The sequence below is a fragment of the Pseudoalteromonas sp. NC201 genome (assembly GCF_002850255.1).
In the GTDB taxonomy this organism is placed as follows: domain Bacteria; phylum Pseudomonadota; class Gammaproteobacteria; order Enterobacterales; family Alteromonadaceae; genus Pseudoalteromonas.
In genome coordinates this window covers 2,772,598-2,798,354 of the sequence record NZ_CP022522.1, presented here as the reverse complement: position 1 = coordinate 2,798,354, position 25,757 = coordinate 2,772,598, and the positions used below count along the sequence as shown (strand labels likewise).

The following is a 25,757-nucleotide window of genomic DNA, read 5'->3' as shown; positions in this document are numbered from 1 at the left end:
GGCACTATGCAACTAATCCGAGGGATCCATAATATTCGACCACATCATTTTGGTTGTGTGTTGACGATTGGAAACTTTGACGGGGTTCATCTTGGACATGTAGAGGTTTTGAAGGGGCTAATTAGCGACGCAAAACACTATCAACTTCCAAGCACAGTGATGTTATTTGAGCCGCAGCCCTTGGAGTTTTTTGCCAAAGATAAAGCACCGGCTAGGCTGACGCGATTACGTGATAAGCTAGTCCTGTTGCAAGAGCTTGGCATAGAGCGGGTCATTTGCGTCAACTTTAATCGCAAATTTGCCTCGCAAGATGCAGAGCAGTTTATCAAAGAAGTCCTAGTGACAAAGCTTGGAACCAAGGCGCTCACGGTCGGCGATGATTTTCGTTTTGGCCGTGAACGTGCTGGTGATTTTGCAATGTTAAAGCAAGTAGGCGAACCGCTAGGTATGCAAGTAAAAGACACGGCAAGTTTTCGCAAGCAAGATTGTCGTGTAAGTAGCACGTTGATCCGCACGGCACTTGCGGCTGGTGATTTACGTCAAGCACATGATATGTTGGGCCATACCTATGCCATTTCAGGCCGTGTTATTCACGGTTGGAAGAAAGGCAGAGAGCTTGGTTTCCATACTGCAAATATTGCCTTAAAACGCCAAGTGAGCCCTGTGCGCGGTGTGTATGCGGTCAAAGCGACTGTGAATCACAAAACACATTATGGTGTAGCGAATGTTGGCACTAAGCCAACCCTAAACGGAATGAAAGCCCTTTTAGAGGTGCATCTGTTTAATTTTAATGAGACCATCTACGGTCAGTTTATGAAAGTGGAGCTAATTGAAAAGCTTCGCGATGAGCAAAAATTCGAAACATTGTCGCAGTTAACAGAACAAATCAGTCGTGATGTTAGCAATGCAAAACAGTGTTTTTCTTTAACGTAGCCGATACGGAAAGTAGGATAAATGAGCGACTACAAACATACTTTAAATCTACCGGAAACTGAGTTTCCGATGCGTGGTAATTTGGCGCAACGCGAACCAAAGATGCTGAAAAAATGGTATGAAGAAGACCTATACGGTCAAATTCGCATTGCGAAAAAAGGTAAAAAGCCATTTATTTTGCATGACGGTCCTCCGTATGCAAATGGTGATATTCACCTAGGTCACTCAGTAAACAAAATCCTAAAAGATATTATTATTAAGTCAAAAACGCTTTCTGATTTTGATGCACCTTACGTACCTGGTTGGGACTGTCATGGTCTTCCAATTGAGCTACAGGTGGAAAAGAAAGTAGGCAAACCAGGTAAGAAAGTATCGGCTGCTGAATTCCGTGAAAAGTGCCGCGACTATGCTAAAAAGCAAGTTGATGGCCAAAAAACAGATTTCAAACGCCTTGGTGTGTTAGGTGACTGGGATAAGCCATACTTAACCATGAACTTTGATTTTGAAGCCAATGCTATTCGTGTGCTTGGTCGTATCATCAAAAATGGTCACCTGCACAAAGGTGCAAAGCCAGTTCACTGGTGTACGGATTGTGGTTCAGCGCTTGCTGAAGCGGAAGTTGAATACCAAGACAAACAATCGCCAGCAATCGACGTAAAATTTGTGTTTGCTGATCAAGCGGCAATCATTGGTGCGTTTGGCTTGGCCGAAGGCCATGAAGGCAAGGGCGAAGTAAGTACCGCAATTTGGACTACAACGCCTTGGACATTACCAGCAAACCGCGCTGTGGCAGTACACGGCGCGCTAGAGTATGCGCTGGTACAAATCGAAGATGAAGGTCAAGAGCAGCGTATTGTGCTTGGTTCTGAATTAGTAAAAGACGCTGTTGATCGTTTTGGATTTAAGCACTTCCACGTACTAGGTTACACGAAAGGCGCTGCGCTTGAGAATCTGCACGTTGCACACCCATTCTTAGATTTCGATGTGCCTGTTATTTTAGGTGAGCATGTAACAACAGACTCAGGTACTGGTATCGTTCACACAGCACCTGGTCACGGTCAAGAAGACTTTGCAGCGGGTCAGGCTTACGGTCTAGAAGTTGCAAACCCTGTTGGTGCAAATGGTGTTTATCTACCAGATACACCGATTTTTGCAGGTCAGCACGTATTTAAAGCAAATGACAGCATCATTGAGTTATTAACTGAGAAAGGCGTATTGTTCCGTCATAAGGCGCTAACGCATAGTTATCCGCATTGCTGGCGTCACAAAACTCCTATTATTTTCCGTGCGACGCCACAATGGTTCGTCAGCATGGATCAGGCTAACCTACGTGCTGATTCACTGAATGAAATCAAAAAGACAGAGTGGTTACCAGAGTGGGGTGAAAGCCGCATCGCAAACATGGTTGAAGGTCGCCCTGACTGGTGTATTTCACGTCAGCGTACTTGGGGTGTACCAATCGCATTATTTGTCGATAAAGACACCGGTAGCCTACATCCTGAAACGGAAGCCCTTATTGAAGCCGTTGCTAAATTAGTGGAAGAAAAGGGTATTCAGGCGTGGTACGACTTAGAGCCTAGCGCGCTATTAAGTGAAGCAGATGCTCAACAGTACGTAAAAGTACAAGATACGCTAGACGTATGGTTTGACTCAGGTGTAACGCATGCGTGTGTTGTTGATGCACGCGAAGATTTAACAGGTCCTGCAGATCTTTACCTTGAAGGCTCGGATCAGCACCGTGGTTGGTTTATGTCATCAATGATGACTTCAGTTGCTATCAATGGTCATGCACCTTATAAGCAAGTGTTAACGCACGGCTTCACGGTCGATGAAAAAGGCCACAAGATGTCTAAGTCATTAGGCAACGTGATCTCGCCGCAAGACATCATGAACAAACTAGGTGCAGATATTTTACGTTTATGGGTAGCTTCTACCGATTATACGGCCGAAATGACTGTGTCTGATGAAATCTTTAAGCGCTCAGCTGACCGTTATCGTCGTATTCGTAACACAAGTCGTTATCTACTTGCGAACCTAAGCGGCTTTGATCCAAAAACGAATTTAGTAGCAATTGAAGATATGGTTGAGCTAGATCGCTGGATTGTTGCGCGTGCTGCACAGCTACAAACTGAGATCAAAACAGCGTACGACAAGTATCAAATGCTTCAAGTAACACAGAAGCTTATGAATTTCTGTACTGGTGAATTGGGCTCGTTCTATCTAGACGTGATTAAAGACCGTCAGTACACGGCGAAAAGTGATAGCCATGCCCGTCGTTCTTGTCAATCAGCGCTTTATCATATCGCCGAAGCGATGACACGTTGGATGGCGCCAATCATGAGCTTTACTGCACAAGAAATCTGGGAAGTATTACCAGGTGAGCGTGGCCAGTTTGTATTCACGGATACTTGGTATGATGCAATTGAAGGGGCGACAGAAGGCTCGTTAGATAACGAGTACTGGCAAAACCTACTTGCGGTACGTGATGAAGTAAACCGTGTACTCGAGAATGCACGTAAAGAAGAAGTGATCGGTGCGACGCTACAGGCTGAAGTAACGCTATATACTGGCGGTGACTTAGCTGAGCAGCTCAATGCCATTGGCGACGAATTGCGCTTCGTTTTACTAACTTCGAAAGCAACGGTAGAAGTAGTCAACAACAAACCAGAAAATGCAATTTCATCAGAAATTGATGGTTTATACATTAGTGTAGCGGCAACATCGGCTAAAAAATGTGATCGTTGTTGGCACTATACGGACGACGTAGGTAAGAATGAGCAACATGCAGATATCTGTGGCCGTTGTATTAGTAACGTTGAAGGTGACGGCGAGCAGCGTCAATTCGCCTAGGAGTAAAACGTGACACAAACTACACAGAAAAGTGGTCTGGTGTGGTTGTGGCTTAGTCTACTGCTTTTTGCAGTAGACTATTTCACCAAAGCACTGGTTATGGCTGAAATGGAACTCTATGAGTCCATTGATATTTTGCCTATATTCAATCTCACCTATATGCATAACTATGGTGCGGCTTTTAGCTTCTTAAGTGAAGCTGGTGGCTGGCAGCGTTACTTTTTAAGTGGCATTGCCGTTGCTATTAGCACTTTATTGATTTTTTGGCTTCGTAAATTGCCAGCATCAAATTGGAAGTTGGGATTAGCTTATGCGCTGGTATTAGGTGGTGCGGTAGGAAATTTATACGACCGCATTATTCATGGTTATGTGATTGACTTCCTACATTTCTATTATCAGGATTGGCACTATCCAGCGTTTAATGTCGCAGACATGGCCATTGTCGGCGGTGCTGCCCTATTAATTTTCGATGCCTTTACCAGTGGCGATAAACCACAGGAGAAAAATGCGTGAGTGAGCAACTAATTGGAGCAAAGTCTGAAGTCTTGTTCCATTTTTCAATCAAGTTATCAGACGGTTCAGCAGCAGATTCTACCAAAGTTCATAATAAACCCGCTAAGTTGTTTATGGGTGATGGCAGCCTGACGGAAAATTTTGAAAAGTGTTTGCTTGGATTAAAAGCGGGCGATGAGAAATCTTTTGAGCTAGAGCCAGAAGACGCGTTTGGACAACCAAATCCTGACAATATCTACTATGTTGATAGAAGCAAATTTGGCGCAGAAACCCCCGCTCAAGTAGGTAGCATCATTGCATTTACGCAACCAGATGGTACTGACTTACCTGGATTGATCCGAGAAGTAGCTGGCGACTCGGTAACTGTCGATTTCAATCACCCGCTTGCAGGCCAAAAAGTAACGTTTGAAGTTGAAATTCTTGAGGTAAATAACTAATGGATATCTTGCTGGCAAACCCGAGAGGATTCTGTGCAGGTGTAGATAGAGCGATTAGCATTGTTGAGCGTGCACTCGATATTTTCGAAGCGCCTATTTACGTTCGCCATGAAGTTGTTCATAACAAATATGTTGTTGATGGTCTGAAGTCTCGTGGTGCGGTATTCGTTGAAGAGCTAAATGAAGTGCCAGACGACAGTATTGTTATTTTCAGCGCGCATGGTGTTTCTCAGCAAGTACGTAATGAAGCGAAGCGCCGAGAGTTAAAAGTCTTTGATGCAACTTGTCCGTTAGTGACAAAGGTGCATATGGAAGTGACGCGTGCTAGCCGCAGAGGTACAGAGTGTATTTTGATTGGGCACCATGGGCACCCTGAAGTTGAGGGTACTATGGGTCAGTATGACAATCCGAATGGTGGTATTTATCTCGTTGAAAAACCAGAGGATGTAGCAGCACTCGAAGTGAAAGATGCTGACAATGTGTTCTATTGCAGTCAAACAACATTATCGGTAGATGATACTGCGGATGTAATTGACGCACTGCGTAGCAAGTTTCCGAACATCAGTGGTCCTCGAAAAGATGATATCTGCTATGCTACGCAAAACCGCCAAGATGCGGTTCGCGACTTAGCGGACAAAGTTGATTTATTGCTTGTGGTGGGTGCGAAAAATAGTTCTAACTCTAACCGTTTAAGAGAACTTGCGGATAAAATGGGAACTAAAGCATTTCTTATCGATGATGCCTCTTCCATCGAAGAAACTTGGTTCGATGGGGTTGCAAAGGTAGGTGTAACTGCCGGCGCATCTGCACCTGAAGTGTTGGTTCAACAGGTTATCTCTCGACTTAAAGAACTTGGTGGGAAAACGGTAGTTGAGAACCCAGGACAAGAAGAAAATGTCGTGTTTGCCGTACCTGTAGAACTCAGATAAGAGAGTTAGCACGATGACACCGCGTATCAGGTTGTTGTCTGCACTATTGAGTGAGCGAGGTGTGCTAGCATTGCTAGTTGCCTCGCAAATCCTAGCCTTTTTATATACGTTGATTTCCGCGACTGCGTTTTGGCAATCCCTTGGGTTAACTAGCTTATTTATTCATTTCACCGCCTTTTTATCACTTGCCGTGATAGCGATTGTGCGCCACGCTGTTGAGAAGCGCTCAGATCTAGTTGAAGCAGGTATTCTCATTTCTGTCTTCGTGCTTTGTACTGTTGTTACTAGTACGGCTTTTCCCTATGGTTTTACACTGCTCGGTTGGATTGATGAGGCAAAAATTGAATTGAGCTTATGGCGTAACATCGCAATATGTCTTTGCATTATCACGCTTTTCGCGCATTTCTTAGCTATCTTTACCGATAATATTCGTAAGGTGAAAGCGCTATCTCAAGCGGAACTTGAAGCGTTACATGCGAGAATTCGGCCGCACTTTTTATATAACTCACTCAATACCGTGGCCGAATTGACTCATATCGATCCAAGTGCAGCAGAAAAGTCAGCATTAGCCCTTGCCGATTTATCTCGCGCTGCGATGTCCACACAAAATATTGTTCCGCTGGAAAGTGAAATATCTTTATGCAAAGCGTATTTAGCACTTGAGCAGTGGCGCTTTGCAGAGCGTTTGAGGGTAGAGTGGGAATTAGACAATGTCTTGGGAAATGTTTTGATCCCTGCGTTGATATTACAGCCATTGGTGGAGAACGCGGTTAGCCATGGGGTAGAGCCAAACCCAAATGGAGCGGATATTCGTATTCATATTCACTGTAGTAAACGCACCTTAACGGTGGTAATTTTTAACAGCTATGACGCAAAATTAAAGCCGACGCACCAAGGGCATGGCATTGGGATAAGTAACATCAGACGCCGCTTGGCTTTACACTACAATCAGCCAATTGATTTTAAAACCGAAGCCAGTCAAGATAGCTATACCGTCAGTTTTTCGCTACCGCTATGAAAACAGTAATATCTTACCTTATTGTGGATGATGAGCCGTTGGCAAGAGCTCGCGTTAAACGATTAATGCAAAAGCACGCAAGCTTTCGTTGTATCGGTGAAGTTGACTGCGCTGACGGTGTGGAAGCGCTACTAAATCAGGAGCCTGTACAGCTAATTTTTCTTGATATTTCGATGCCGGGTCAGTCAGGTGTTGAGCTTGCGAGTCAATTACGCCTGCAATTTCCGAGGATGAAAATCGTGTTTCTAACGGCGCATCCGGAATATGCGTTAGAAGCATTTGAACTGCACGCCAATGGTTATCTAGTGAAGCCACTAGATAGTGATAAGCTTGATGCTTTATTGACTACTATCTTTCCGAGTATGGAGACGCTAAGCTATTACGTTGGCAGTGAGTTGCGTTACGTTCAGGTTTCGGATGTTATTGTTGCCGAGGCGGATGAAAAATATACGCGAGTAACCTTGAATTCCGGCCTACAAGCATTAATTGACATGTCACTCAAGTCACTGTTAGATAAGTTTCCAACACATTTTATTCAAATCCATCGCAGTACATTAGTTAAGCGAACAGAAATTTCAGCTTTAGAACTACATGAACAAAAGCACTATGTTTGCCTCAAGTCGCTGCCCAATCGCTATGAAGTTAGCCGTAGAGCTTACACCCAACTAAAAACATTATTTTGAGTGTTAAGCTAAGCGGTGAATAAACCGTTTATCGCCTCAATAGACCTTTCATACTATCCCGAATTGAGTTTCAAAGACGACTGCTTACACTGAAGCTAGGACAATTGAATTCTGGTTGAGATATGCATATTTCGCTAAAGCAACATGGCTTCACACTGTTAGAAGTGCTTATTGCGTTTATGATTTTAAGCTTTGGGCTGCTTGGTGCTGTGGCATTACAAGCAAAAGCTAAGCAGGCAAGTTTTGATTCTATGCAGCGAGCAGCAGCGGTCGAGCTTGCCAGTGACATTATGCATCGTATTCGTAGTAATGATGCGGCAAATATAACCACACTTTACGATGTTGACTTTAATAGTACCGAAGACGTACAGGCAAACACCACGTGTTATACACAGCGCTGTAATGCAGAAACGCTTGCGAAAACAGATATTGCTAATTGGCGTCAAGCGATAAGAGCAAGGGAAAATACAGGCTCATTGGATAACGCGGTAGTGTGTATTAACCCCACCTCCGTTGCCGGTGATACATCAGGGGTAAATGTACAGGTCATTGTCACTTGGCGAGGTCGTCAAGCCATGACTGCCCTTGCGAATAATCCCGCGGGAGATTGTGGCACGGTTGATGATAGACGCAGAGCAGTAGTTATGGACACATTTGTCTTAATTAGGAGTGTGCCATGAAAAGGATGTTAGGGTTTACTTTATTAGAAATAATGATCGCCATGTTCATTGGTGTAATGTTATTGGCAGGTGTTATAGCAACATACATAGGTATGAAGGCGACCACCAATGACACGATGCAAATTGGAGAGTTACAAGAAAAGGGTCGCTTGGCTCTATCAATAATGCGCCGTGATATTGAGCAAGTAGGTTTCTGGGGAACTTTTTACGACAAGGGTTTCACTGCTACTAATCAAAGTGCACCGGCAAACCCCGGGAACGATTGTTCTGGCGGACCTAACAACGGAAGTTTCCCTAACAATGACCCAACAAATTTTAGGCCTATATGGGCAACAGTCACAAATGGTGCATCAGCACTAGGGTGTATCTCTCGAGCTGTGCCTCAGTCTGAGGTGTTGCAAATGAAATTTCTTGAAGGTAACCCTGTAGGTATCACGGGATTAGTTCCGAATGCAGGGGAGGTACAGAAGACTAGGTACTATTTTATTGCACAGCAGGAGCAAGCAGAGTTTATTGCTGGTAATAGCATTGTCGATATGCCAAGTGTAAATGCCACATTATGGCCCTATAGCCATCATGTTTACTATGTGAGTGAAGAAGAGCAAGTTATTAATAATCGTACGATTACTGTTCCAGTGTTGAGGCGGAAGAGGCTATTAATTAGCGGTGGAATGGTTGATGAGCTAGTGATTGAAGGTGTTGAACAGATACGGTTTGTGTTTGGTTTAGATACCGACTATGACGGCCGCGTAGACAGATACAGGCATACTGCGAATATGTCTGAGGCTGATTGGAGCGGAACACGAGGCATTTTGTCTTTGCAGCTGTTTGTTTTAGTTAGAGTATTACAGCCTGATGCAGATTTCGGGGTGCAAAAGCGAACATATTATCTTGGTAATGATCCTGCTCGTCGAGAGCTAACTTATACAGATGCGGTTCGCAGAACGGTTTTCTCAACCACGATTTCGATGTACAACATGGGAGGCTCAGCATGGGAAATGTAAAGCAACGAGGTGTAGTGCTGATCATGGCGATGGTGATGGTGGTTGCTGTTATGGCGGTTGCAGTGACTTTAATGAGCACAAGTACCTTGGATATTAAAATGACGCATGCGGTGATGGAACGAGAAGAAGCCGAGAGCTTACTGTTTGGTGAAATGCAGAGATTAATACGACAAGAGCAGCGAGCCCCCAATAATGTGTTTTTACGCTCACGGCAGCAGCTAGCAGACGATGGGGCAACAGTACAAACACCCAATGGCTTACAAGCGACCGTAACGAACTTAAACAATGGAGAGCTTGAGTTATTTTGTCCTCGGCAATTTGATTACACGGATGGATTCGTCTGTAACATGACGGAAGTCCAGGCGACGGTGGATTACGGCGATAGAGGTCGTCACAATGTAACTATTGTGATGGGTATTGGGCAAGAAATAGTCAGTGTTTCAAATTAATTATAGACTTCTTCGGATATAAATTATGAAAAAGTTATTTTGTATTTTAATTACTTGGTCCGCGTTGACACAAATCGCTCAGGCCGAAGATATCGAGCTTTACGTTAAACATAATGTCTCTACCCGTGAGCAGCCCAGAGTATTAATGTTATTTGATACATCGGGCAGTATGGCGTGGGACTCACAAAATGGTAAGGCGTGTTATGAGCGTTACTCATATCGCGTGTGGACTGGCTGGCGTTATGAAACACGTTATGGATACCGAGAAACAGAGTGCTTTAACGGTAGTAACTGTTATCAAGCAAATCAGTACAATCAAGCTGTACAGGGCTGTGCTGATAGCCGCCTCAAAGTTGCGCAAAACGCGATGCGTAAACTGGTGAGAGACAACGCAGATATCCAATTTGGTTTATCTCGCCTATATTCTTCAAGTGGCGGTTATATATTAAATGGTATTGGTAGTAGTAGTGATGACATTGTAGAAAAAATAAATGCATTACCAGCGTCTGGCTCAACGCCGTTATCTGAAACCTTATGGGAGTTGTATAACTACCTTAAAGGTGGAGATGTCTACTGGGGCGAAAACGGTGGAAACGATAGAGATAAGAGTATAGAGCGTCGTGGTAATTATATCTCCGCGTTTACTCCAGCCCGTGGCGCGGATGAACGCTGCGATACCTCAATTAATTTAATTTTAATGACAGATGGAGATCCAACCAGTGACACTAGCTCAAACAATAGCATAGTGAATGAATATTTTTCAGTCTATGGCTCTTATCCCAATTACTTTGATATAAATGAAGGTTCTGGTGTCACTAAAAATTATTTACCCGCATTAGCTAAAACAATGCGCGGTACGTCTCAAGTTAAAGTTGACTTATATCCTTCTACACCTGATGAACACGATTTTGCACGGGTCTTCACGATTGGTTTTGGTAATGGTATGTCGGGTACAGGCATAGATCTGCTTAAAGAAACCGCGACGCAAGGTGGTGGGCAATATCTTCATGCGCATACCGCAAACGACTTGTCGGACGTGCTCAAAACCACGATTACCAATATCAGAAATGTGAGTGCAAGCTTTAGTTCACCAACCGTGTCTGCCAACGCACAAGACCCGACACAAACTGGAAACGCTTTATACTACACTCAGTTTAAGCCGGAAACTCATACTCGCTGGCGCGGTAACCTTAAAAAATTAAAATTTGAAAATAAAAAAGTGGTGGGCCAAGAAGGTACCCCCGCGATAGATGAAAAAGGCGCAATCTCAAACAGTATTACCACCTTTTGGTCAGCTGGAGGCTCGAAGGATGGCAATAATATTGAAAAGGGTGGTGTTAACTACGCTTTGGAAAATCAACTAACGAGAAAAGTGCTGTCGGATTTTGACGGCGGCTCGTTAGTTGAATTTACTTATGATAATGCAGAGAGTGCATACGGTGGCCGAACACAATTAGCGGATGCGATGGGCCTAAGTGGTGCCAGTAAAAGCCAGTTACAAGAAGTCTTCAACTGGGTAATTGGCAAAGATGTAGATGATGACGATGGAGATGGTTTTTCTTCGGATAGAAGAGCCGATATATTTGCAGATCCGCTTCATTCAAAGCCAGCATCAATTGACTATGGGAATGGTGACGTTCGCATCTTAGTAGGCACCAATGCTGGTGTGTTACACATGTTCAAAGACAATGGTAACAGTGTAAGCGAAAGTTGGGCATTTATTCCGAAGTCGCTTTTATCTATCTTAAACCCAGTGAAAACGGAAAAAGCAGAAACCAAGTTATATGGCATGGATGGCCCAATTACTGTCTATTTTCATGATATCAATAAAAACCGAAAAGTAGAGTCTGGTGACAAGGTGTGGGCCTTTGTTGGTATGCGCCGTGGTGGAAACAAGTACTATGGTTTCGATATCACTAACCCTGATTCGCCATCATTACTTTGGGGTGGGCCTATTTCTGGTGATTCAAATAAGTTTAAAGATTTGGGACAAACGTGGTCTAAGCCTGTCGTCAGCTTTATTGAAAAGCAAAAGAATAGACCCGTATTGATTTTTGCTGCAGGTTATAACACCAACAAGGATAATGTATCGCGCTCAGTCGATGAGAATAACAAAGGTGTTGGTATTTACATGGTCGATATCATGTCAAACAATGCTGATATCGTTTGGTCGCTTACTGGAGATGCGTTTAAGGGGGAGCATAGCATCGTTGCGCAACCTGCATTGACGGATTCGGACTACGATGGCTTTAGCGACCGAATATATTTAGCGGATACCGCAGGCAGTATATGGCGAATAGATATGCCTGGACCAAACCCTAATGATCCTACGGAGCCGTGGACACACTTTGAGCTTGCACAACTGGGTAGTACAGCCGCTGATCAGGATAGACGTTTTTTCTATAAACCTACGATAGCAAGAACCTTCTATAGCCAAGTAACGAAAACTATCTTTGGCACAGGAAAAGATGATTATCGAATGGATAGAAAAGATACGCCGTTTGATGCCATTGTAATAGGGAGCGGAAATCGCGCAAAGCCAATAGATTCAAGCGTAACGGATTATCTCTTTATGGTTAGGGATATGAATACCAAGACAAAATCCTTTGTTGAGGATATCCCGGAACCGATAGTAATCAGCGATTTAATGGAAATGAAAGATGATCCTTTTGGTAATGCGGTAAATGACTTGGAAAAATTCGTTAAAGAAGAGGCTAAGCTGGCTCAATTTAAAGGTTGGAAGTATCAATTGTCTGGTGGAGAAAAGTCGCTAGCAGAATCAACAGTGATTGGTGGGGTCGCTTATTTTACGTCATTTACCCCAGCAGACCAGACTACTCAGCAATGTACGCTCACAGGCGGTAAGGGGCAGCTCTATATGTTTCACCTACACTATGGAACAGGAAAAACCTATATTACATCACAAGACTTACCAGATAAGCCCTCGATCATAGTAAGAGACAATATTGTGTATATTCCAGGTCCTGGGATTGAAGCAGGACCTGATGCAAGTACTCCTTTTGCACCACCGAGTATTCCTAGTGAACCAGTACCTTCTAAAGAGCCGGTCGAAATATTCACAACCAAAAGTACAAAGATAAAGACTAAACAGCTTTATATCTATAAGAGAGAAGATAGCGATGAGAAAGGGAAAGATGAATAGAAATAACTCCGCAGGTTGTTTAGTCGAAAGAGGGTTTACCTTAATTGAAGTAATGATAGTGGTGGTGATCATCGGTATTCTCTCTGCGATTGCGTACCCTAATTACACTGAGTATGTGAGAAGAGGGGCAAGGGCTGATGCCATGACTTTGTTACTTGACGCCGCGAATAAGCAAGAGCAGTTTTTTGTTGATAATAGAGTTTACAGCGATAATCTAGCGGCAATCGGTGTAGCGACGGCAACAGAAAATGGTTATTTCAATGTAACACTTGAAAACGTTACTGCAGATACCTTTAGAATCGTTGCAACAGCCGCAGCAGGGCCGGTTCGAGGCGATGAACAGTGCCCAGCTTTAACTATTGATGAACTTGGGGTTCGTGGTGTGACTGGGACAACGGATCAAGACGCTATAGATAGGTGCTGGGAACGTTAATTTTCGGGGGGAGTAGCTAACTCCCCTTTGTATTCATACTAACTATCCCCGAGCTTAGGTTATTTAACCTGAGGTTTGGATAAGGAATGAGCTAATTCATTGTTTTTAATATTACATTAAATTATTTCCTTATCTAGCCAGAAAGTTTTGGGATTAACACCGCTTCCGCGTCCTGCTCTCGCTAAGGTACCTACATCCTGTAGGCAAGGCGAATTTACGTACCAATAGCGGGCTATTGGAAGTGAATTCAACGCTGTTAGCGCAAAAACTGGCTGCTAGAAAGGCATTAATTATCCGAAGCTTAGGTTATTTACTTTTGACACTCATCAGTATCTTTTAGAGTGCTTCTCCCAGTGTAGCTAACTGACAACGACAACCCCACGGTAGAACTTGCGTTACAATAGACAAAAGTACCGTTATAGAGTCCCGCGAGATGGCCAAAGCGGCGAAATATAATGGCGTTTCTTGGGTAGGTGAGTTTGTCACCTGAGTCTACTGAGTCCACAACCGCTAATTTATAATCATCGCCTGAAAACTCACCTTGGGGGCGGTAGTCGATAAAAACCGTTAACTGAGTGTGCCACTCTTTGTCGTCGCAGCGATTGTTTTTCAGTGGGCATAAAGTAACGGTTGCACCGCTTGCAACAGCCTGAATACGAGCAAAATTGATGGCTCGCCGTAATGCTTCAAGTTTCATTTTTGGTTTATCAAACTGAAATAAAGCCGTAAGACTGGGAAGAGAAAATAAACTGACGATGGTGATAATCGCCAAACATACTAAAGATTCCAATAGGGAAAAACCCATGTGACGATGCATATCCTTTGCCTCGTATTATATTTTCTTTAAGCCTAGTCGTTTATATATTAAAGGCAAGATTGGCACTTCGAGATATTAGTATTTTTGTGGCTATTCACAGGTATCTGTCGTATTCCCTCGGTATAATGCTGTGCCGGCAGTTGAAACACTCAATTGCTGATTGTTGTCGTCACTGCCTGGGCAATAGGTAAAATTACCAGCGCTTGAACCACTCAAGAGTCCACTTGAATCAAACCTCAGACGATTGTCACCAGAGAATACCATACTGTCGTTATCGTCTACGACCTCCATCGTACGATGGATAGTATCACCATTACTAAATGTGCCATTTTTATCTCTGTCAACAAACACGCTAATTCTGTTCGTTGCCCAATTATCTTGGCAAGTAAATGCGGTTCTAGCTTGAATATTTGCTGGTGGGGCCGGGCAGAGAATGACAATTTCGTCTGCGGCGGTTGCTTTTACACGAGCAAAAGCGATATTGCGCTGTAATTCTTGTAAGAAGGACTCTGCTCGGTTGCGTTGCAGCAGGTTGCCATCAAAGCTAAATGAAATGGCCAATACGATAGCCAATATAGCGATGGTTATCATCAGTTCTAGTAGATTGAATCCTGCTGATTGTTTCATTACCGCCTCACAACCAAAAAGTAATAATTTATGATTAATATTATTGCGTGAAATCACCTCAACTTTCAATGTCTTTGTTTGCCTTGGGCAAGCGGATTGTCTAAAATCGACGCTATACCAAAGGAATCGAGATAGTCATGAAGAAAATAGAAGCAATAATTAAACCGTTTAAACTTGATGATGTCCGAGAAGCGCTTTCGGATGTGGGGATCACAGGTATGACGGTATGTGAAGTAAAAGGTTTTGGTCGTCAGAAAGGTCATACTGAGTTATATCGCGGTGCTGAATATATGGTAGATTTCTTGCCTAAAGTAAAGCTTGATATTGTTACCGCAGATGAAGACGTTGACAGAGCCATTGAAGTTATCCTAAAAACTGCGCAAACGGGCAAAATTGGTGACGGTAAAATCTTTGTGACCGATGTTGAGCGTGTGGTTCGGATCCGTACAGGTGAAGAGGACGAAGAAGCGATTTAATACGCTGTTAAGTCAAATGCTTACCTTTTAAGGCTGCTTACCTTCTATTATGGGCAGCCTAGTTCCTTCCTTATTCAACTAGAATCAAATAAAACACGCTGACGGCTGATGTCTATGTACAGAAAACAAGTATTTTTTACTGCTGTAGGATGCTTGAAGGCGAGTACTGCTGGGAGAGAAGTCACGACATCGGTGATATCGTGACTTAGCACTCTATTTATTTGTTACGTGCGTTAACCGATTTGGCTTTTTTCACGTTATCTGCAAGGTCTGGCAGGCCGAGTTTGCGGTAGCTTTTTTCCATAATGTCAAAAGCTTGGGTCAGATAACTACTTTGAGAGTAGTGCTCTACTACATATTTACCACGGTTTGCTGCGGCAAGATATGCTTCACGCTCGAAGTAATATTCAGCGACTCTCAGTTCGTAACGAGCCATTTTGTTTAGTAACCATACTAAGCGTTTTTTAGCCTCTGGTGCATACGGACTGTTTGGATAGTTTTTAACTAACGTGGTTAAATCCTGAAAAGCAACGCGGGTGCGATTGGCATCGCGGTCGGCTCTGTCGACACCAAAATATTCTTGGAATGCGTTTTCGTCAGCTTTAATACTTACCAGGCCTCGCATGTAGTACATGTAGTCTAGATCTTTATGATTTGGATTTAAGCGAATAAAACGATCAATAGTGGCAAGAGCTTGGTCAGTGTTACCTGTTTGATAATATGCATAGACTAAGTCCATTTGAACTTGTCTTGCATAAGGGCCAAACGGGTAACGAGCATTAATCGCGCCCAATAATTCAATGGCACGGGCATATAAACCTGAATCTAATGTTTGTTTAGCATCTTCATAAAGCGCTTGGGCGGATTTGTTTGGTACGCGTTCAATATCTTCTTGTTCTGGTGCGGATGAACAGGCTGCCAAACCCAAAACAGACGCGGCTAACGCCAGCCTAAAGGCGTGTGTCCTTAAGTTTTTAATCATTTTATTTTACTACCTTTGTTTTCTTCGGCTAGGCCAACTCGGCAAAACCGAGTAAACTATGCATTAATACGATTCTAACCCAGTCGAGCACGGCTTGCACTGGTAAATTAGGTAAAGTTTCAGATGTCAGAGCAAATTTCCCTCCAAGCGGAGGTTCCAGTCGAACTCGGTGGTAAACGTCTAGACCAAATATTGGCGCAATTGTTCCCGGATTTTTCTCGTTCAAGAATAAAAACTTGGATCCTTGAAGATAAAGTCACCGTAGATGGTGAAGTATTCAACACCCCTCGTGAAAAGTTACTTGGTGGTGAAAGTGTCGCTATCGAGACGGTTATCGAAGCACAACGTGAATACGAAGCGCAAGATATAGAGTTAGACATTGTTTACGAAGATGATGATATTCTTGTGATAAACAAGCCGATGGGGCTGGTGGTTCACCCCGGTGCCGGTAACCCAGATGGCACTGTGTTAAATGCTCTACTGCACCATCACCCAGAAATCATTAACGTGCCTCGTGCTGGTATCGTACACCGTCTAGACAAAGACACGACTGGTCTAATGGTCGTAGCGAAAACTATTCAAGCACAAACGCACTTGGTGAAGAATCTGCAAGCGCGTGAAAACTTCACACGTGAATACGAAGCTGTCTGTAATGGCACGATGACCGCAGGTGGCATGATTGAAAAGCCAATCGGTCGTCACGCAACCAAGCGTACACATATGGCAGTACATGAGATGGGTAAGCCAGCTATCACTCATTACCGTGTTGCTGAAAAGTTCAGAGCACACACGCGATTGCGCCTGCGCCTAGAAACCGGTAGAACGCACCAAATTCGTGTACACATGGCGTATTTAAATCACCCACTAATTGGCGATCAGCTCTATGGCGGCCGTCCTCGTCCACCAAGAAATGCGACTCAAGGATTAACCGAACAATTAAGAGAGTTTAAACGTCAGGCATTGCATGCTATAAAATTGAGTATCGCTCACCCTATTACTGGCGAGAAGATGACATGGGAAGCGCCTGTGCCTGAAGATATGATTAAGTTGGTGGCAGCGCTCAGAGAAGATACCAAAGAAAACCCGGATTTAACGTTATAAGATGCAACTTGCTCAGTGGCCATTAACCCAATTCGTTGGGACATTATCAACAACGCGTAAGGGCGGTGTTTCAGCGCCGCCGTATGATAGCTTCAATCTAGCCTTTCATGTTGGTGATAATGCTGAACATGTAGCCGAAAACCGTCGAATTTTACATGGTTATGTGGCCAACCCGATTGTATGGCTTGAGCAAGTACATGGCGCAGAAGTGGTGGTGGTCGACGAGCAGTTTGAAATCGCACAGGTCCATCAAGCCGATGCCTTATACACTCGATTGCGTCAAACACCACTGGCTATCATGACAGCAGACTGCTTACCCATTCTGCTTGCATCAAAAGATGGTGAAGAGGTGGCCGCTATCCATGGTGGTTGGAAGCCTCTTGCGGCTGGAATTATCTCGCAAACACTGGCTAAGTTTAACTGTGCACCTGAAGAGATCTGTGTATGGTTTGGCCCTGCGATTGGGCCTAGAGCATTCGAGGTGGGCGAAGACGTAGTAGAGGCTTTTGAGGCGCAACGAAATACGGCATTTGTTGCCAAAAAAGACGGTAAATATCTTGCGGATATTTTCGAGCTTGCACAATCGTTACTACGCGAGCAAGGTGTAAAAAATTTTTACGGCGATAAACACTGTACAGTAACTATGTCCGAGCAGTATTTTTCCTATCGTAGAGACAAAACAACGGGCCGTATGGCAACTTTGATTTGGCGCAAATAATCAGGGTAAATTATTACTTTTACGCTTGATCTTCGTTCAGTTAATACCCATAAATAAGGTAATTCGATATTTTATATGGGTAAATAAATCATGCGTTTAGATAGATTTACAAGCAAGTTCCAAGCTGCGCTTTCTGATGCGCAGTCATTAGCGCTTGGGCGCGATCACCAATTTATTGAACCTGTTCATTTAATGTATGCTTTGCTCCAACAGAGCGGCTCGAGTGTGCGCGCATTATTAGCACAAGCAGGTGTGAGCGCCGACGAGCTTAATACTAAGTTGTCACAAGCCATTGAAAAGCTATTTAAAGTAGAAGGTGTAGGTGGTGATGTACAGCTTTCAAATAACCTTATTTCACTGATCAATCTGTGTGATAAATATGCACAAAAGCGTAAAGATAAATATATCTCCAGCGAGTTATTTGTTTTTGCTGCGTGCGAAGATAAAGGCCCATTAGGCGAGATTTTCAAAGCGCTTAACATCACCCAGCCAAAGATCGAGCAAGCCATTAAGGCTATTCGAGGGGGTCAAAAAGTGGATGACCCTAATGCTGAAGACACTCGCCAAGCTCTTGAGAAATTTACCATCGATCTCACTGAGCGTGCTGAGCAAGGTAAGCTTGATCCTGTTATTGGCCGTGACGACGAAATTCGCCGCACTATTCAAGTGCTACAGCGCCGTACTAAAAACAACCCTGTACTTATCGGTGAACCGGGCGTTGGTAAAACCGCCATCGTTGAGGGGCTCGCGCAGCGTATTATCAACGGTGAAGTTCCTGAAGGTTTGAAAAGTAAGCGCGTACTATCGCTGGATATGGGAGCATTGGTGGCAGGAGCCAAATACCGTGGTGAATTTGAAGAGCGCCTAAAGTCGGTATTGAACGAGCTGGCTAAAGAAGAAGGTCAAGTTATTCTCTTTATTGATGAAATCCATACTATGGTAGGGGCTGGCAAGACCGACGGTGCAATGGATGCAGGTAACATGCTAAAACCCGCACTTGCTCGTGGTGAGCTTCACTGTGTGGGGGCGACCACGCTCGATGAATATCGTCAGTATATTGAAAAGGATGCGGCACTTGAGCGTCGTTTCCAAAAAGTATTTGTTGCAGAGCCAACCGTAGAGGACACCATCGCGATTCTACGTGGCTTAAAAGAGCGTTACGAGTTGCACCATTCAGTGGATATTACCGATCCCGCGATTGTCGCTGCGGCTAATTTATCACATCGTTATATCTCAGATCGGCAGCTTCCAGATAAAGCTATCGATTTGATAGACGAAGCAGGGTCTTCAATTCGGCTGCAAATTGACTCAAAGCCGGAGCAATTAGACAGACTAGAGCGCCGTATTATCCAACTAAAATTGGAAGATAACGCGCTGGCAAAAGAGAAAGATGAAGCGAGTCAAAAGCGTCGCACTGAGATGCAAACGCTCATTAATGAATTAGAAGCTGAGTATCGAGAGCTTGATGAAGTGTGGAATGCCGAAAAAGCCTCACTACAAGGCACACAAGTGATTAAGGCTGAGCTTGAGCAAGCGCGTTTAGATCTAGAAGTCGCGCGTCGAGCAAGTGACTTGCAACGTATGTCCGAACTACAATATGGTCGGATCCCTGAGCTTGAGCGAAAACTAGACCTTGCTTCTCAGGCTGAAATGCAGGAAATGAGTCTTTTAAAAAATCAGGTCGGTGAAGATGAAATTGCAGAAATTTTATCGCGCTGGACTGGGATCCCAGTCGCAAAAATGCTTCAAGGTGAGCGTGAAAAGTTACTGCAAATGGAAGACGAGCTTCACAAAAAAGTGATTGGTCAAGACGAAGCCGTTAATGCGGTTGCCAACGCTATCCGTCGCTCGCGAGCCGGGCTTGCAGACCCAAATCGCCCAATTGGTTCGTTTTTGTTCTTAGGTCCAACAGGGGTCGGTAAAACGGAGCTGACCAAAGCGTTAGCCAACTTTATGTTTGATACAGAAGACGCCATGGTGCGCATTGATATGTCCGAGTTTATGGAAAAACACTCAGTTGCGCGCTTGGTTGGTGCACCTCCTGGCTATGTTGGCTACGAGGAAGGCGGCTATTTGACAGAAGCGGTAAGGCGTCGTCCTTATTCTGTGATTTTGCTTGATGAAGTGGAAAAAGCGCATCCAGATGTATTTAATATCTTATTGCAGGTCTTGGACGATGGTCGCTTGACTGATGGTCAAGGTCGCACGGTTGATTTTAAAAATGCGGTGATCATCATGACCTCGAACTTAGGGTCGGATGTCATTCAAGAGCAAGCAGGAAATAACGACTACGCGACACTCAAGGAGCGTGTTATGGCCGTGCTCGCAAGTCAGTTTAGACCTGAATTTATTAACCGCATTGATGAAACTGTGGTGTTTCACCCGCTTATCAATGAACATATTAAAGAAATTGCGAGTATCCAGTTAGACAGATTAAGTAAACGCTTGACTGAAAGAGGGTTTGTGCTTGAGCTCAGTGACGCCGCGCTTGATAAAATCGCTGCAAGCGGATTTGATCCGGTATATGGTGCTCGTCCTCTAAAACGAGCAGTGCAACAATATATTGAAAACCCGTTGGCGCAGGACTTGTTACAAGGTAAGTTTGTGACTGGAGATACCATTAAAATCGAGGTTGTCGACGACCAGATAGTGTTCAATCACTAATATGGCTAAACGCTCTTACAGCCATACTGTAAGAGCGTTTTTCTTTCCCATACTGTAAATTTCTTCAAACTCTTTACCCTTTCGCGTATTCTACAAAGATAACAAACTGTCTTCTAAGAAAGCCGCACATGATAAATAAGTCAACCACTTACGGTATCTACGAATTTGGTGATAGCAATCAGCTGTGTAGTACCACCATTTCTTTGCCAGCGCTTAGTTCAGGCCAAGTGCGCATAAAAGTAAACAGTACCAGCGTTAATCCTATTGAAGTGAAAACCAGGCAAGGCCTTGGTTATGTTGCAGCGCAAAAAAGCGCAGATGCCTTTTTGCCGCTCGGATATGATCTGTATGGTGAGGTGGTTGAGGTTTATGGCCCAGATAGCCAATTTAAAGTAGGCGACCTTGTCATCGGTATGATTGGGTTTGCAAGTAACCCCGGAACCTATAGTGATTATGTAGTGGCGCTTGAGCCAGAGCTCATTAAGGTTTCTTTGCAAGAAAATCCAGATATTGCAGGTCTTTGTCTTGCGGGTCTTACGGCAAAACAAGCGCTAGATAAATTTTCGAATCATAATCGTCCACTATATGTATTGGCACCAACCGGTGGCGTGGGGCATTTAGCAGTTCAACTAGCACAGCTTGAAGGTCGAAAGGTAGTTGCTGTCTCGACCCGGCCTGAGCACGAATTGTTGTCAAAGCTTAAGGTAACGGCAATAAGTTATGACGAATTTTATCAGCACCAAGTTGAATGCGATTTACTGGACTTAATTGGTGGCGATATTGCATTACAGTGTGTCGACTCGATGAAGCCGGATTCGCACCTAGTGACTATTCCCAGCGTCACCAAAGAAATGGTCTGTGAGCGAGCTACGACAAGGGGTGTAAGGGCTGAGGGGATGTTGGTTGCGAGTAATTTAGACGATCTTAAATATTTGTATCAGGCGTACCAAGCTGGCAAAATCAGCATAAATGTAAGTCATTACTTTGCGATGGCGGATATTGCGCTGGCTCATCACTGTATGGAAAGTGGTAAGCATGTTGGCAAAGTTATTATTAAGGCCTAAGTATACTAAAAGTAACCATATTTAAATTGATTGCTCGGTTTAAATCACTCATTTAATGAATACACTTGGTATAATTTGGTTTCGACCCCATAAACTTGAAATTGGCCTGTAGGTTCGAGGAAGAATTTTTGAAACAATTAGACTTAAACACTAAGCTGGACTTATTGTCTGACGGCGCGCATCGCGGCGTTTTCAAAGGTATCAAAAGAGGTATCGAACGTGAGGCATTGCGGATCCAAGGGTCGGGAAAAATAGCGAAAACACCGCATCCAGAAAAGACGGGCCATGCATTGACCAATGGTCATATCACCACTGATTTTTCAGAGTCGCTACTCGAATTTATCACTCCAGTGAGTGAGGACCCACAAGAGACATTAGCGCAACTTTCTGATCTACAGAAGTTTACTTTGGCTAACATGGGTGATGAGTTACTGTGGCCTTTGTCGATGCCGTGCTTTATTGAGGATGAAGAAGATATTGTCCTAGCACAGTTTGGCACTTCTAATATCGGCAAAATGAAAACCCTATATCGTGAAGGGCTGAAAAATCGCTATGGCAGTATGATGCAGGCCATTGCGGGTGTGCACTTCAATATTTCGTTTCCAGAGACCGTATGGCAAAGCCTGCAAGTGATGTCTGAAGATGATAACCCTCAACAATCATTTATCTCCCAGCAGTATTTAGGCCTCATTCGTAACTTCAAGCGTGAAATGTGGCTGATAAGCTACCTGTTTGGCGCATCTCCTGCGCTTTGTCCGTCATTTTTGCAAGGTAAAAAGAGCGACTTGCCATTTAGTAAGCTAGAAAATGGCTCCATATATCTTGAATATGGCACCGCACTTAGACTGGGTGATTTAGGTTATACCAATAGCGCACAAAGCTCGCTTAAGGTGATGTATAACGATCTGGATGAGTATATTGAAGGCTTGCGACAAGCCATTCGTTGCCGCTCCGACTTATATCATGAAATTCCAGACTATCGAGCAGCAGAGCCAAAACAGCTGAATCGCAACATTTTACAAATTGAAAATGAGTTCTACTCACCAATTAGACCAAAACGCAATGCCAAGTCTGGTGAAACGCCGACTCAGGCACTTGAACGTGGTGGTATCGAATATATCGAAATTCGTGCGCTGGATGTTAACCCATTCGAGCACACCGGTGTGAGTCTGGAGCAAATCCACTTCCTAGACGTGTTTTTAACCTATTGTTTGTTAAAGCCAAGCCCTGAACTTTCGTTTGAAGCGCAGAAGCTCGCTGGTAAGAATTTACATCAGGTGGTTAACCAAGGTCGCTGCACAGCACTTGAACTGAGTAAAGCGGGTGAGCCTGTGAGTGTGAAACAGTGGGGCACAGAGATTTTTACAGACTTACTCAAAGTCGCAAAAATGTTAGATGCGAGTACTGAACAATCAGTCTATGTGGCGACGGTGGAAAAATTAATGTTGTCAATTGAAACGCCTGCACTTACTTTTTCTGGGCAGTTGCTATCTCAACTGAAGAGTCGTACCTTAGAACAAGGCTCAATGGGCATTGAACTTGCGAAAAAATATAAGCAACTTCATCAAGATATTAAATATGGTTATTACGATGAAGATACGCTGAAGTCATTTGCACGTCAGTCTTTCGAGGATGAGGCTGCGGTTAGAGCTGCGGATACGGTAGACTTCACGGCTTTCCTTGACGATTATTTTTCAAGGGCATAATGCACAAGGCAAAAAAAAGCGCAGCCATAAGGCTGCGCAAATAAATTTCAGGGATGAAACAATGCTAAACTGCTGCATTCATAAGTTCAGACCAATGCAAATTGTAAAAGTTCATTAGGTTTCGAAAAAATGCAAAAAAAATTAATTTTAATTAGCCTCGTCGCCGTTTTATCCGGATGTGCTACTGCACCACCTAAACAACCTCATGATATTTGTAAAATTTTTGAGGAAAAAGAAGATTGGTATTATGATGCTCGTGATGCTCAAGAAAAATGGGGCTCACCAAAGCATGTACTGATGAGCATGATGTACCAAGAAAGCTCTTTTCGTCACGATGCGGCTCCTCCTATGGAATATTTCCTGTGGTTTATTCCTGTTGGCAGAGTGAGCTCTGCTTATGGCTACTCTCAAGCCAAAACTCCGACCTGGTCTGATTATATTCGTGAAACTGGAAACTCAGGTGCAGATCGCGATGACTTTGAAGACGCCATCGATTTTATGGCTTGGTTCGTATACAAAACTCACAAAGTAAACGGCGTGTCAAAATGGGACGCTTATGCACAATACCTCAATTATCATGAAGGCTGGGGCGGTTATCGTCGTGGCACTTATAAAAATAAGAAATGGTTAATGCAAGTCGCAAATAAGGTAAAGCATCGAGCTGCGCGCTATGCCGTTCAACTTAAACGCTGTGAAGATGATTTAGATAAGAACTGGTTCGAGCGAATTTTTTCTTGAGGAAATTGCGGTGTTACTTTCAACACCGCAATTGAGTTTACTTGCTTAAGAGTTATACCAATTAGTCTTAATACTTGCTCAATTTGAAGGATAAAATCTGACGCTAACTGCGTTAAAAATTTCTCATTTAGAACAACTAAATAACCTGAGCTGCGGATAATTAATGCCTTTCTAGCAGCCAGTTTTAGCGCTAACTGCGTTGAATTCACTTCCAATAGCCAGCTATTGGTGCGTAAATTCGCCTTGTTTTCCCTAAAACTTGCTGGCTAGACAAGGAGAAAACTAAGTTCTGCTTTAGCAACAATGAGTTGGAACATTCCTTATCCAAACCTCAGGTTAAATAGTAAAATTTTTGCCTTGCCTATATGGATGTAGGTACCTTGGCGATAGCAGGACGTGGTAGCGGTGTTATCGACAAGATTTTCTTGCCTCAACATAGACCACTTAATTAAGCTAATTGGTATTAGAAGAAATTTTCACCATCTTGATCATGTTTTCTTTTATCTCAATGACTTCCATCTTATAACCAGAAATCGTTAAGCCAAGAGGCGCATCTGGAATATCTTCAAGGTGCTCTACAATCAGGCCACTCAGGGTTTTAGGACCTTCGGTAGGTAAGTCCCAACTCATTTCCTTATTTAAGTCACGCACGTTTACACTGCCGTCAACCATAACTGAGCCATCACGCTGCATGTTTACGTCTTCGCTCGGCGCACGCGTCTGCGTGGTGGTAAAGTCACCTACAACTTCTTCAAGAATATCTTCGAGTGTAACCAGACCTTGAATGTCACCATACTCATCAACAACAAGACCAATACGCTCTTTGGCTTCTTGGAATTTAATCAGCTGTGTATTGAGCGAGGTATTCTCTGGTACATAGTAAATCTCTCTTACCGCACGTAGTAGTGACGGCTTATCAAACTGCTCTTTTGTCAGTAGGCGTAGCGCATCACGAGCGTGAATAAAACCAACTGCATCATCAATTTGGTCACGGTAAAGTAGCACTCGGGTGTGCTGCGCATTCGTGAGCTGGCGAGCAATATCTTTCCACTCGTCATTGATATCTATCGCATTGATTTCACTGCGTGGGATCATAATGTCTTCTACGGTCACGTGATCCAAGTCTAAGATAGAAGTGAGCATGTTTTGGTGGTTTGAGGGCAACATAGCGCTCGACTCATTTACCACGGTTTTTAATTCTTCTTTACTTAGGCTGTGCTCTTCAATCTCTTGTGGTGTGATCCCGACCAATCGCAACATACCATTGGTGATCCAGTTGGTTGCCACAACTAAAGGGAACAATACCTTCAACAATACTTTGAGGATAACAGAGCTTGGGAACGCGACTTTCTCAGGGTATAAAGCCGCGAGAGTCTTAGGTGTAACTTCAGCGAAGATAAGAACCACAAGCGTGAGACCAAAAGTAGCAACTGCGATACCCATATCGCCATACAGGCGTAATCCAATGATGGTAGCCACTTGCGCAGCGGCAATATTGACGAGGTTATTTCCAATCAGGATCAGACCAATCAGCCTGTCAGGACGGTTAAGGAGGTTACTTACACGCTTCGCACCACGGTGATTTTCTTTTTCAAGATGGCGTAGACGAATACGGTTGATTGACATGATACCGGTTTCTGAACTAGAAAAATAAGCCGACATCAAAATGAGCACGCCGAGTATGATAAACAAGGCGCTGGTCGATATGTCTTCCAACAGTGGATCCCTTTTTTACTTACGAAAGAGTATTAAGCGTTAGTGAGTTACGATAG

23 protein-coding genes are annotated in these 25,757 nt (G+C 43.7%); 19 read left to right on the top strand and 4 right to left on the bottom strand.

Annotated elements, in window-relative coordinates; translation table 11 throughout:
• Positions 1-6 precede the first annotated feature (6 nt).
• From ribF to PNC201_RS12000, 12 genes are all read left to right on the top strand, one after another.
• Positions 7-933: a bifunctional riboflavin kinase/FAD synthetase gene (gene ribF, locus PNC201_RS12055; RefSeq protein WP_102057190.1), complete on the top strand. Its 927-nt coding sequence runs from the start codon at positions 7-9 to the stop codon at positions 931-933.
• A 21-nt stretch (positions 934-954) separates the two neighbouring features.
• Entirely contained in the window at positions 955-3,783 is a 2,829-nt protein-coding gene (gene ileS, locus PNC201_RS12050) for an isoleucine--tRNA ligase (RefSeq protein WP_102057189.1), read from the top strand.
• Between the two features lie 9 nt (positions 3,784-3,792).
• Positions 3,793-4,296, top strand: coding sequence for a signal peptidase II (gene lspA, locus PNC201_RS12045; RefSeq protein ID WP_010370991.1), 504 nt, complete (start codon positions 3,793-3,795; stop codon positions 4,294-4,296).
• A complete protein-coding gene (gene fkpB / locus PNC201_RS12040; protein WP_010370993.1) occupies positions 4,293-4,733 on the top strand; it encodes an FKBP-type peptidyl-prolyl cis-trans isomerase in 441 nt (146 codons plus the stop codon). Before lspA ends, fkpB begins: the two co-directional genes overlap by 4 nt.
• On the top strand, positions 4,733-5,662 hold the full coding sequence (ispH, locus tag PNC201_RS12035) for a 4-hydroxy-3-methylbut-2-enyl diphosphate reductase (RefSeq protein ID WP_010606669.1): 930 nt from the start codon (positions 4,733-4,735) through the stop codon (positions 5,660-5,662). The genes fkpB and ispH overlap by 1 nt, the downstream gene beginning before the upstream one ends.
• A 13-nt stretch (positions 5,663-5,675) precedes the next feature.
• Entirely contained in the window at positions 5,676-6,680 is a 1,005-nt protein-coding gene (locus tag PNC201_RS12030) for a sensor histidine kinase (protein WP_102057188.1), read from the top strand.
• Entirely contained in the window at positions 6,677-7,363 is a 687-nt protein-coding gene (locus PNC201_RS12025) for a LytR/AlgR family response regulator transcription factor (RefSeq protein ID WP_102057187.1), read from the top strand. Before PNC201_RS12030 ends, PNC201_RS12025 begins: the two co-directional genes overlap by 4 nt.
• A gap of 122 nt (positions 7,364-7,485) precedes the next feature.
• On the top strand, positions 7,486-8,043 hold the full coding sequence (pilV, locus tag PNC201_RS12020; protein WP_102057186.1) for a type IV pilus modification protein PilV: 558 nt from the start codon (positions 7,486-7,488) through the stop codon (positions 8,041-8,043).
• Entirely contained in the window at positions 8,040-9,047 is a 1,008-nt protein-coding gene (locus PNC201_RS12015) for a PilW family protein (RefSeq protein ID WP_102057185.1), read from the top strand. The genes pilV and PNC201_RS12015 overlap by 4 nt, the downstream gene beginning before the upstream one ends.
• On the top strand, positions 9,035-9,496 hold the full coding sequence (locus tag PNC201_RS12010) for a hypothetical protein (protein WP_010606674.1): 462 nt from the start codon (positions 9,035-9,037) through the stop codon (positions 9,494-9,496). The genes PNC201_RS12015 and PNC201_RS12010 overlap by 13 nt, the downstream gene beginning before the upstream one ends.
• Positions 9,497-9,521: 25 nt before the next feature.
• Positions 9,522-12,659 (top strand): pilus assembly protein, encoded by a 3,138-nt coding sequence (locus PNC201_RS12005; protein WP_102057184.1) that lies wholly within the window; start codon positions 9,522-9,524, stop codon positions 12,657-12,659.
• Positions 12,652-13,092, top strand: coding sequence for a type IV pilin protein (locus PNC201_RS12000; RefSeq protein WP_102057183.1), 441 nt, complete (start codon positions 12,652-12,654; stop codon positions 13,090-13,092). The genes PNC201_RS12005 and PNC201_RS12000 overlap by 8 nt, the downstream gene beginning before the upstream one ends.
• A gap of 310 nt (positions 13,093-13,402) precedes the next feature.
• Here PNC201_RS12000 and PNC201_RS11995 read toward each other — a convergent pair whose 3' ends face one another.
• Both PNC201_RS11995 and PNC201_RS11990 read right to left on the bottom strand, forming a co-directional pair.
• Positions 13,403-13,909 (bottom strand): GspH/FimT family pseudopilin, encoded by a 507-nt coding sequence (locus PNC201_RS11995; protein WP_233525169.1) that lies wholly within the window; start codon positions 13,907-13,909, stop codon positions 13,403-13,405.
• A 90-nt stretch (positions 13,910-13,999) separates the two neighbouring features.
• Positions 14,000-14,536: a GspH/FimT family pseudopilin gene (locus PNC201_RS11990; protein WP_233525168.1), complete on the bottom strand. Its 537-nt coding sequence runs from the start codon at positions 14,534-14,536 to the stop codon at positions 14,000-14,002.
• A 137-nt stretch (positions 14,537-14,673) separates the two neighbouring features.
• Between PNC201_RS11990 and glnB the strand changes: the two genes are divergently transcribed.
• Positions 14,674-15,012 (top strand): nitrogen regulatory protein P-II, encoded by a 339-nt coding sequence (glnB, locus tag PNC201_RS11985; RefSeq protein WP_010371023.1) that lies wholly within the window; start codon positions 14,674-14,676, stop codon positions 15,010-15,012.
• 217 nt (positions 15,013-15,229) lie between these two features.
• Here the strand turns inward: glnB and PNC201_RS11980 are convergent, their stop codons facing one another.
• The gene (locus PNC201_RS11980) at positions 15,230-15,994 is read right to left on the bottom strand and encodes an outer membrane protein assembly factor BamD (protein ID WP_010371025.1); all 765 of its coding nucleotides are present in this window, start codon (positions 15,992-15,994) and stop codon (positions 15,230-15,232) included.
• A gap of 123 nt (positions 15,995-16,117) precedes the next feature.
• On the opposite strand from PNC201_RS11980, the gene rluD reads away from it, so the two are divergent.
• The 6 genes from rluD to PNC201_RS11950 all read left to right on the top strand — a co-directional run bounded on the left by rluD (position 16,118) and on the right by PNC201_RS11950 (position 23,985).
• Positions 16,118-17,095: a 23S rRNA pseudouridine(1911/1915/1917) synthase RluD gene (gene rluD / locus PNC201_RS11975; protein WP_010371027.1), complete on the top strand. Its 978-nt coding sequence runs from the start codon at positions 16,118-16,120 to the stop codon at positions 17,093-17,095.
• Position 17,096: 1 nt separating this feature from the next.
• Entirely contained in the window at positions 17,097-17,813 is a 717-nt protein-coding gene (pgeF, locus tag PNC201_RS11970) for a peptidoglycan editing factor PgeF (protein WP_102057180.1), read from the top strand.
• 90 nt (positions 17,814-17,903) lie between these two features.
• On the top strand, positions 17,904-20,477 hold the full coding sequence (clpB, locus tag PNC201_RS11965; RefSeq protein WP_102057179.1) for an ATP-dependent chaperone ClpB: 2,574 nt from the start codon (positions 17,904-17,906) through the stop codon (positions 20,475-20,477).
• 128 nt (positions 20,478-20,605) lie between these two features.
• Positions 20,606-21,541, top strand: a complete 936-nt coding sequence (locus tag PNC201_RS11960) for an NADP-dependent oxidoreductase (RefSeq protein WP_102057178.1) — start codon at positions 20,606-20,608, stop codon at positions 21,539-21,541.
• 128 nt (positions 21,542-21,669) lie between these two features.
• Positions 21,670-23,247 (top strand): glutamate--cysteine ligase, encoded by a 1,578-nt coding sequence (gene gshA, locus PNC201_RS11955; protein ID WP_010606682.1) that lies wholly within the window; start codon positions 21,670-21,672, stop codon positions 23,245-23,247.
• Between the two features lie 129 nt (positions 23,248-23,376).
• Positions 23,377-23,985 carry a transglycosylase SLT domain-containing protein gene (locus tag PNC201_RS11950; RefSeq protein ID WP_010606683.1) on the top strand — a complete coding sequence of 203 codons (609 nt, stop codon included), beginning with the start codon at positions 23,377-23,379 and terminating at the stop codon, positions 23,983-23,985.
• A 453-nt stretch (positions 23,986-24,438) separates the two neighbouring features.
• Here PNC201_RS11950 and PNC201_RS11940 read toward each other — a convergent pair whose 3' ends face one another.
• Positions 24,439-25,701, bottom strand: coding sequence for an HlyC/CorC family transporter (locus PNC201_RS11940; protein WP_010606684.1), 1,263 nt, complete (start codon positions 25,699-25,701; stop codon positions 24,439-24,441).
• Positions 25,702-25,757: the final 56 nt, after the last annotated feature.

Excerpts from the sequence above, each read along its gene's own strand:
- PNC201_RS12000 (WP_102057183.1), top strand. The coding sequence starts at position 12,652 with ATGAATAGAAATAACTCCGCAGGTTGTTTAGTCGAAAGAGGGTTTACC.
- PNC201_RS12005 (WP_102057184.1), top strand. The coding sequence starts at position 9,522 with ATGAAAAAGTTATTTTGTATTTTAATTACTTGGTCCGCGTTGACACAA.
- PNC201_RS12015 (WP_102057185.1), top strand. The coding sequence starts at position 8,040 with ATGAAAAGGATGTTAGGGTTTACTTTATTAGAAATAATGATCGCCATG.
- rluD (WP_010371027.1), top strand. The coding sequence starts at position 16,118 with ATGTCAGAGCAAATTTCCCTCCAAGCGGAGGTTCCAGTCGAACTCGGT.
- PNC201_RS11960 (WP_102057178.1), top strand. The coding sequence starts at position 20,606 with ATGATAAATAAGTCAACCACTTACGGTATCTACGAATTTGGTGATAGC.
- ispH (WP_010606669.1), top strand. The coding sequence starts at position 4,733 with ATGGATATCTTGCTGGCAAACCCGAGAGGATTCTGTGCAGGTGTAGAT.
- clpB (WP_102057179.1), top strand. The coding sequence starts at position 17,904 with ATGCGTTTAGATAGATTTACAAGCAAGTTCCAAGCTGCGCTTTCTGAT.
- glnB (WP_010371023.1), top strand. The coding sequence starts at position 14,674 with ATGAAGAAAATAGAAGCAATAATTAAACCGTTTAAACTTGATGATGTC.
- ileS (WP_102057189.1), top strand. The coding sequence starts at position 955 with ATGAGCGACTACAAACATACTTTAAATCTACCGGAAACTGAGTTTCCG.
- PNC201_RS12025 (WP_102057187.1), top strand. The coding sequence starts at position 6,677 with ATGAAAACAGTAATATCTTACCTTATTGTGGATGATGAGCCGTTGGCA.
- PNC201_RS12010 (WP_010606674.1), top strand. The coding sequence starts at position 9,035 with ATGGGAAATGTAAAGCAACGAGGTGTAGTGCTGATCATGGCGATGGTG.
- ribF (WP_102057190.1), top strand. The coding sequence starts at position 7 with ATGCAACTAATCCGAGGGATCCATAATATTCGACCACATCATTTTGGT.
- PNC201_RS11995 (WP_233525169.1), bottom strand. The coding sequence starts at position 13,909 with ATGCATCGTCACATGGGTTTTTCCCTATTGGAATCTTTAGTATGTTTG.
- pilV (WP_102057186.1), top strand. The coding sequence starts at position 7,486 with ATGCATATTTCGCTAAAGCAACATGGCTTCACACTGTTAGAAGTGCTT.
- PNC201_RS11990 (WP_233525168.1), bottom strand. The coding sequence starts at position 14,536 with ATGAAACAATCAGCAGGATTCAATCTACTAGAACTGATGATAACCATC.
- PNC201_RS11980 (WP_010371025.1), bottom strand. The coding sequence starts at position 15,994 with ATGATTAAAAACTTAAGGACACACGCCTTTAGGCTGGCGTTAGCCGCG.
- pgeF (WP_102057180.1), top strand. The coding sequence starts at position 17,097 with ATGCAACTTGCTCAGTGGCCATTAACCCAATTCGTTGGGACATTATCA.
- PNC201_RS12030 (WP_102057188.1), top strand. The coding sequence starts at position 5,676 with ATGACACCGCGTATCAGGTTGTTGTCTGCACTATTGAGTGAGCGAGGT.
- PNC201_RS11950 (WP_010606683.1), top strand. The coding sequence starts at position 23,377 with ATGCAAAAAAAATTAATTTTAATTAGCCTCGTCGCCGTTTTATCCGGA.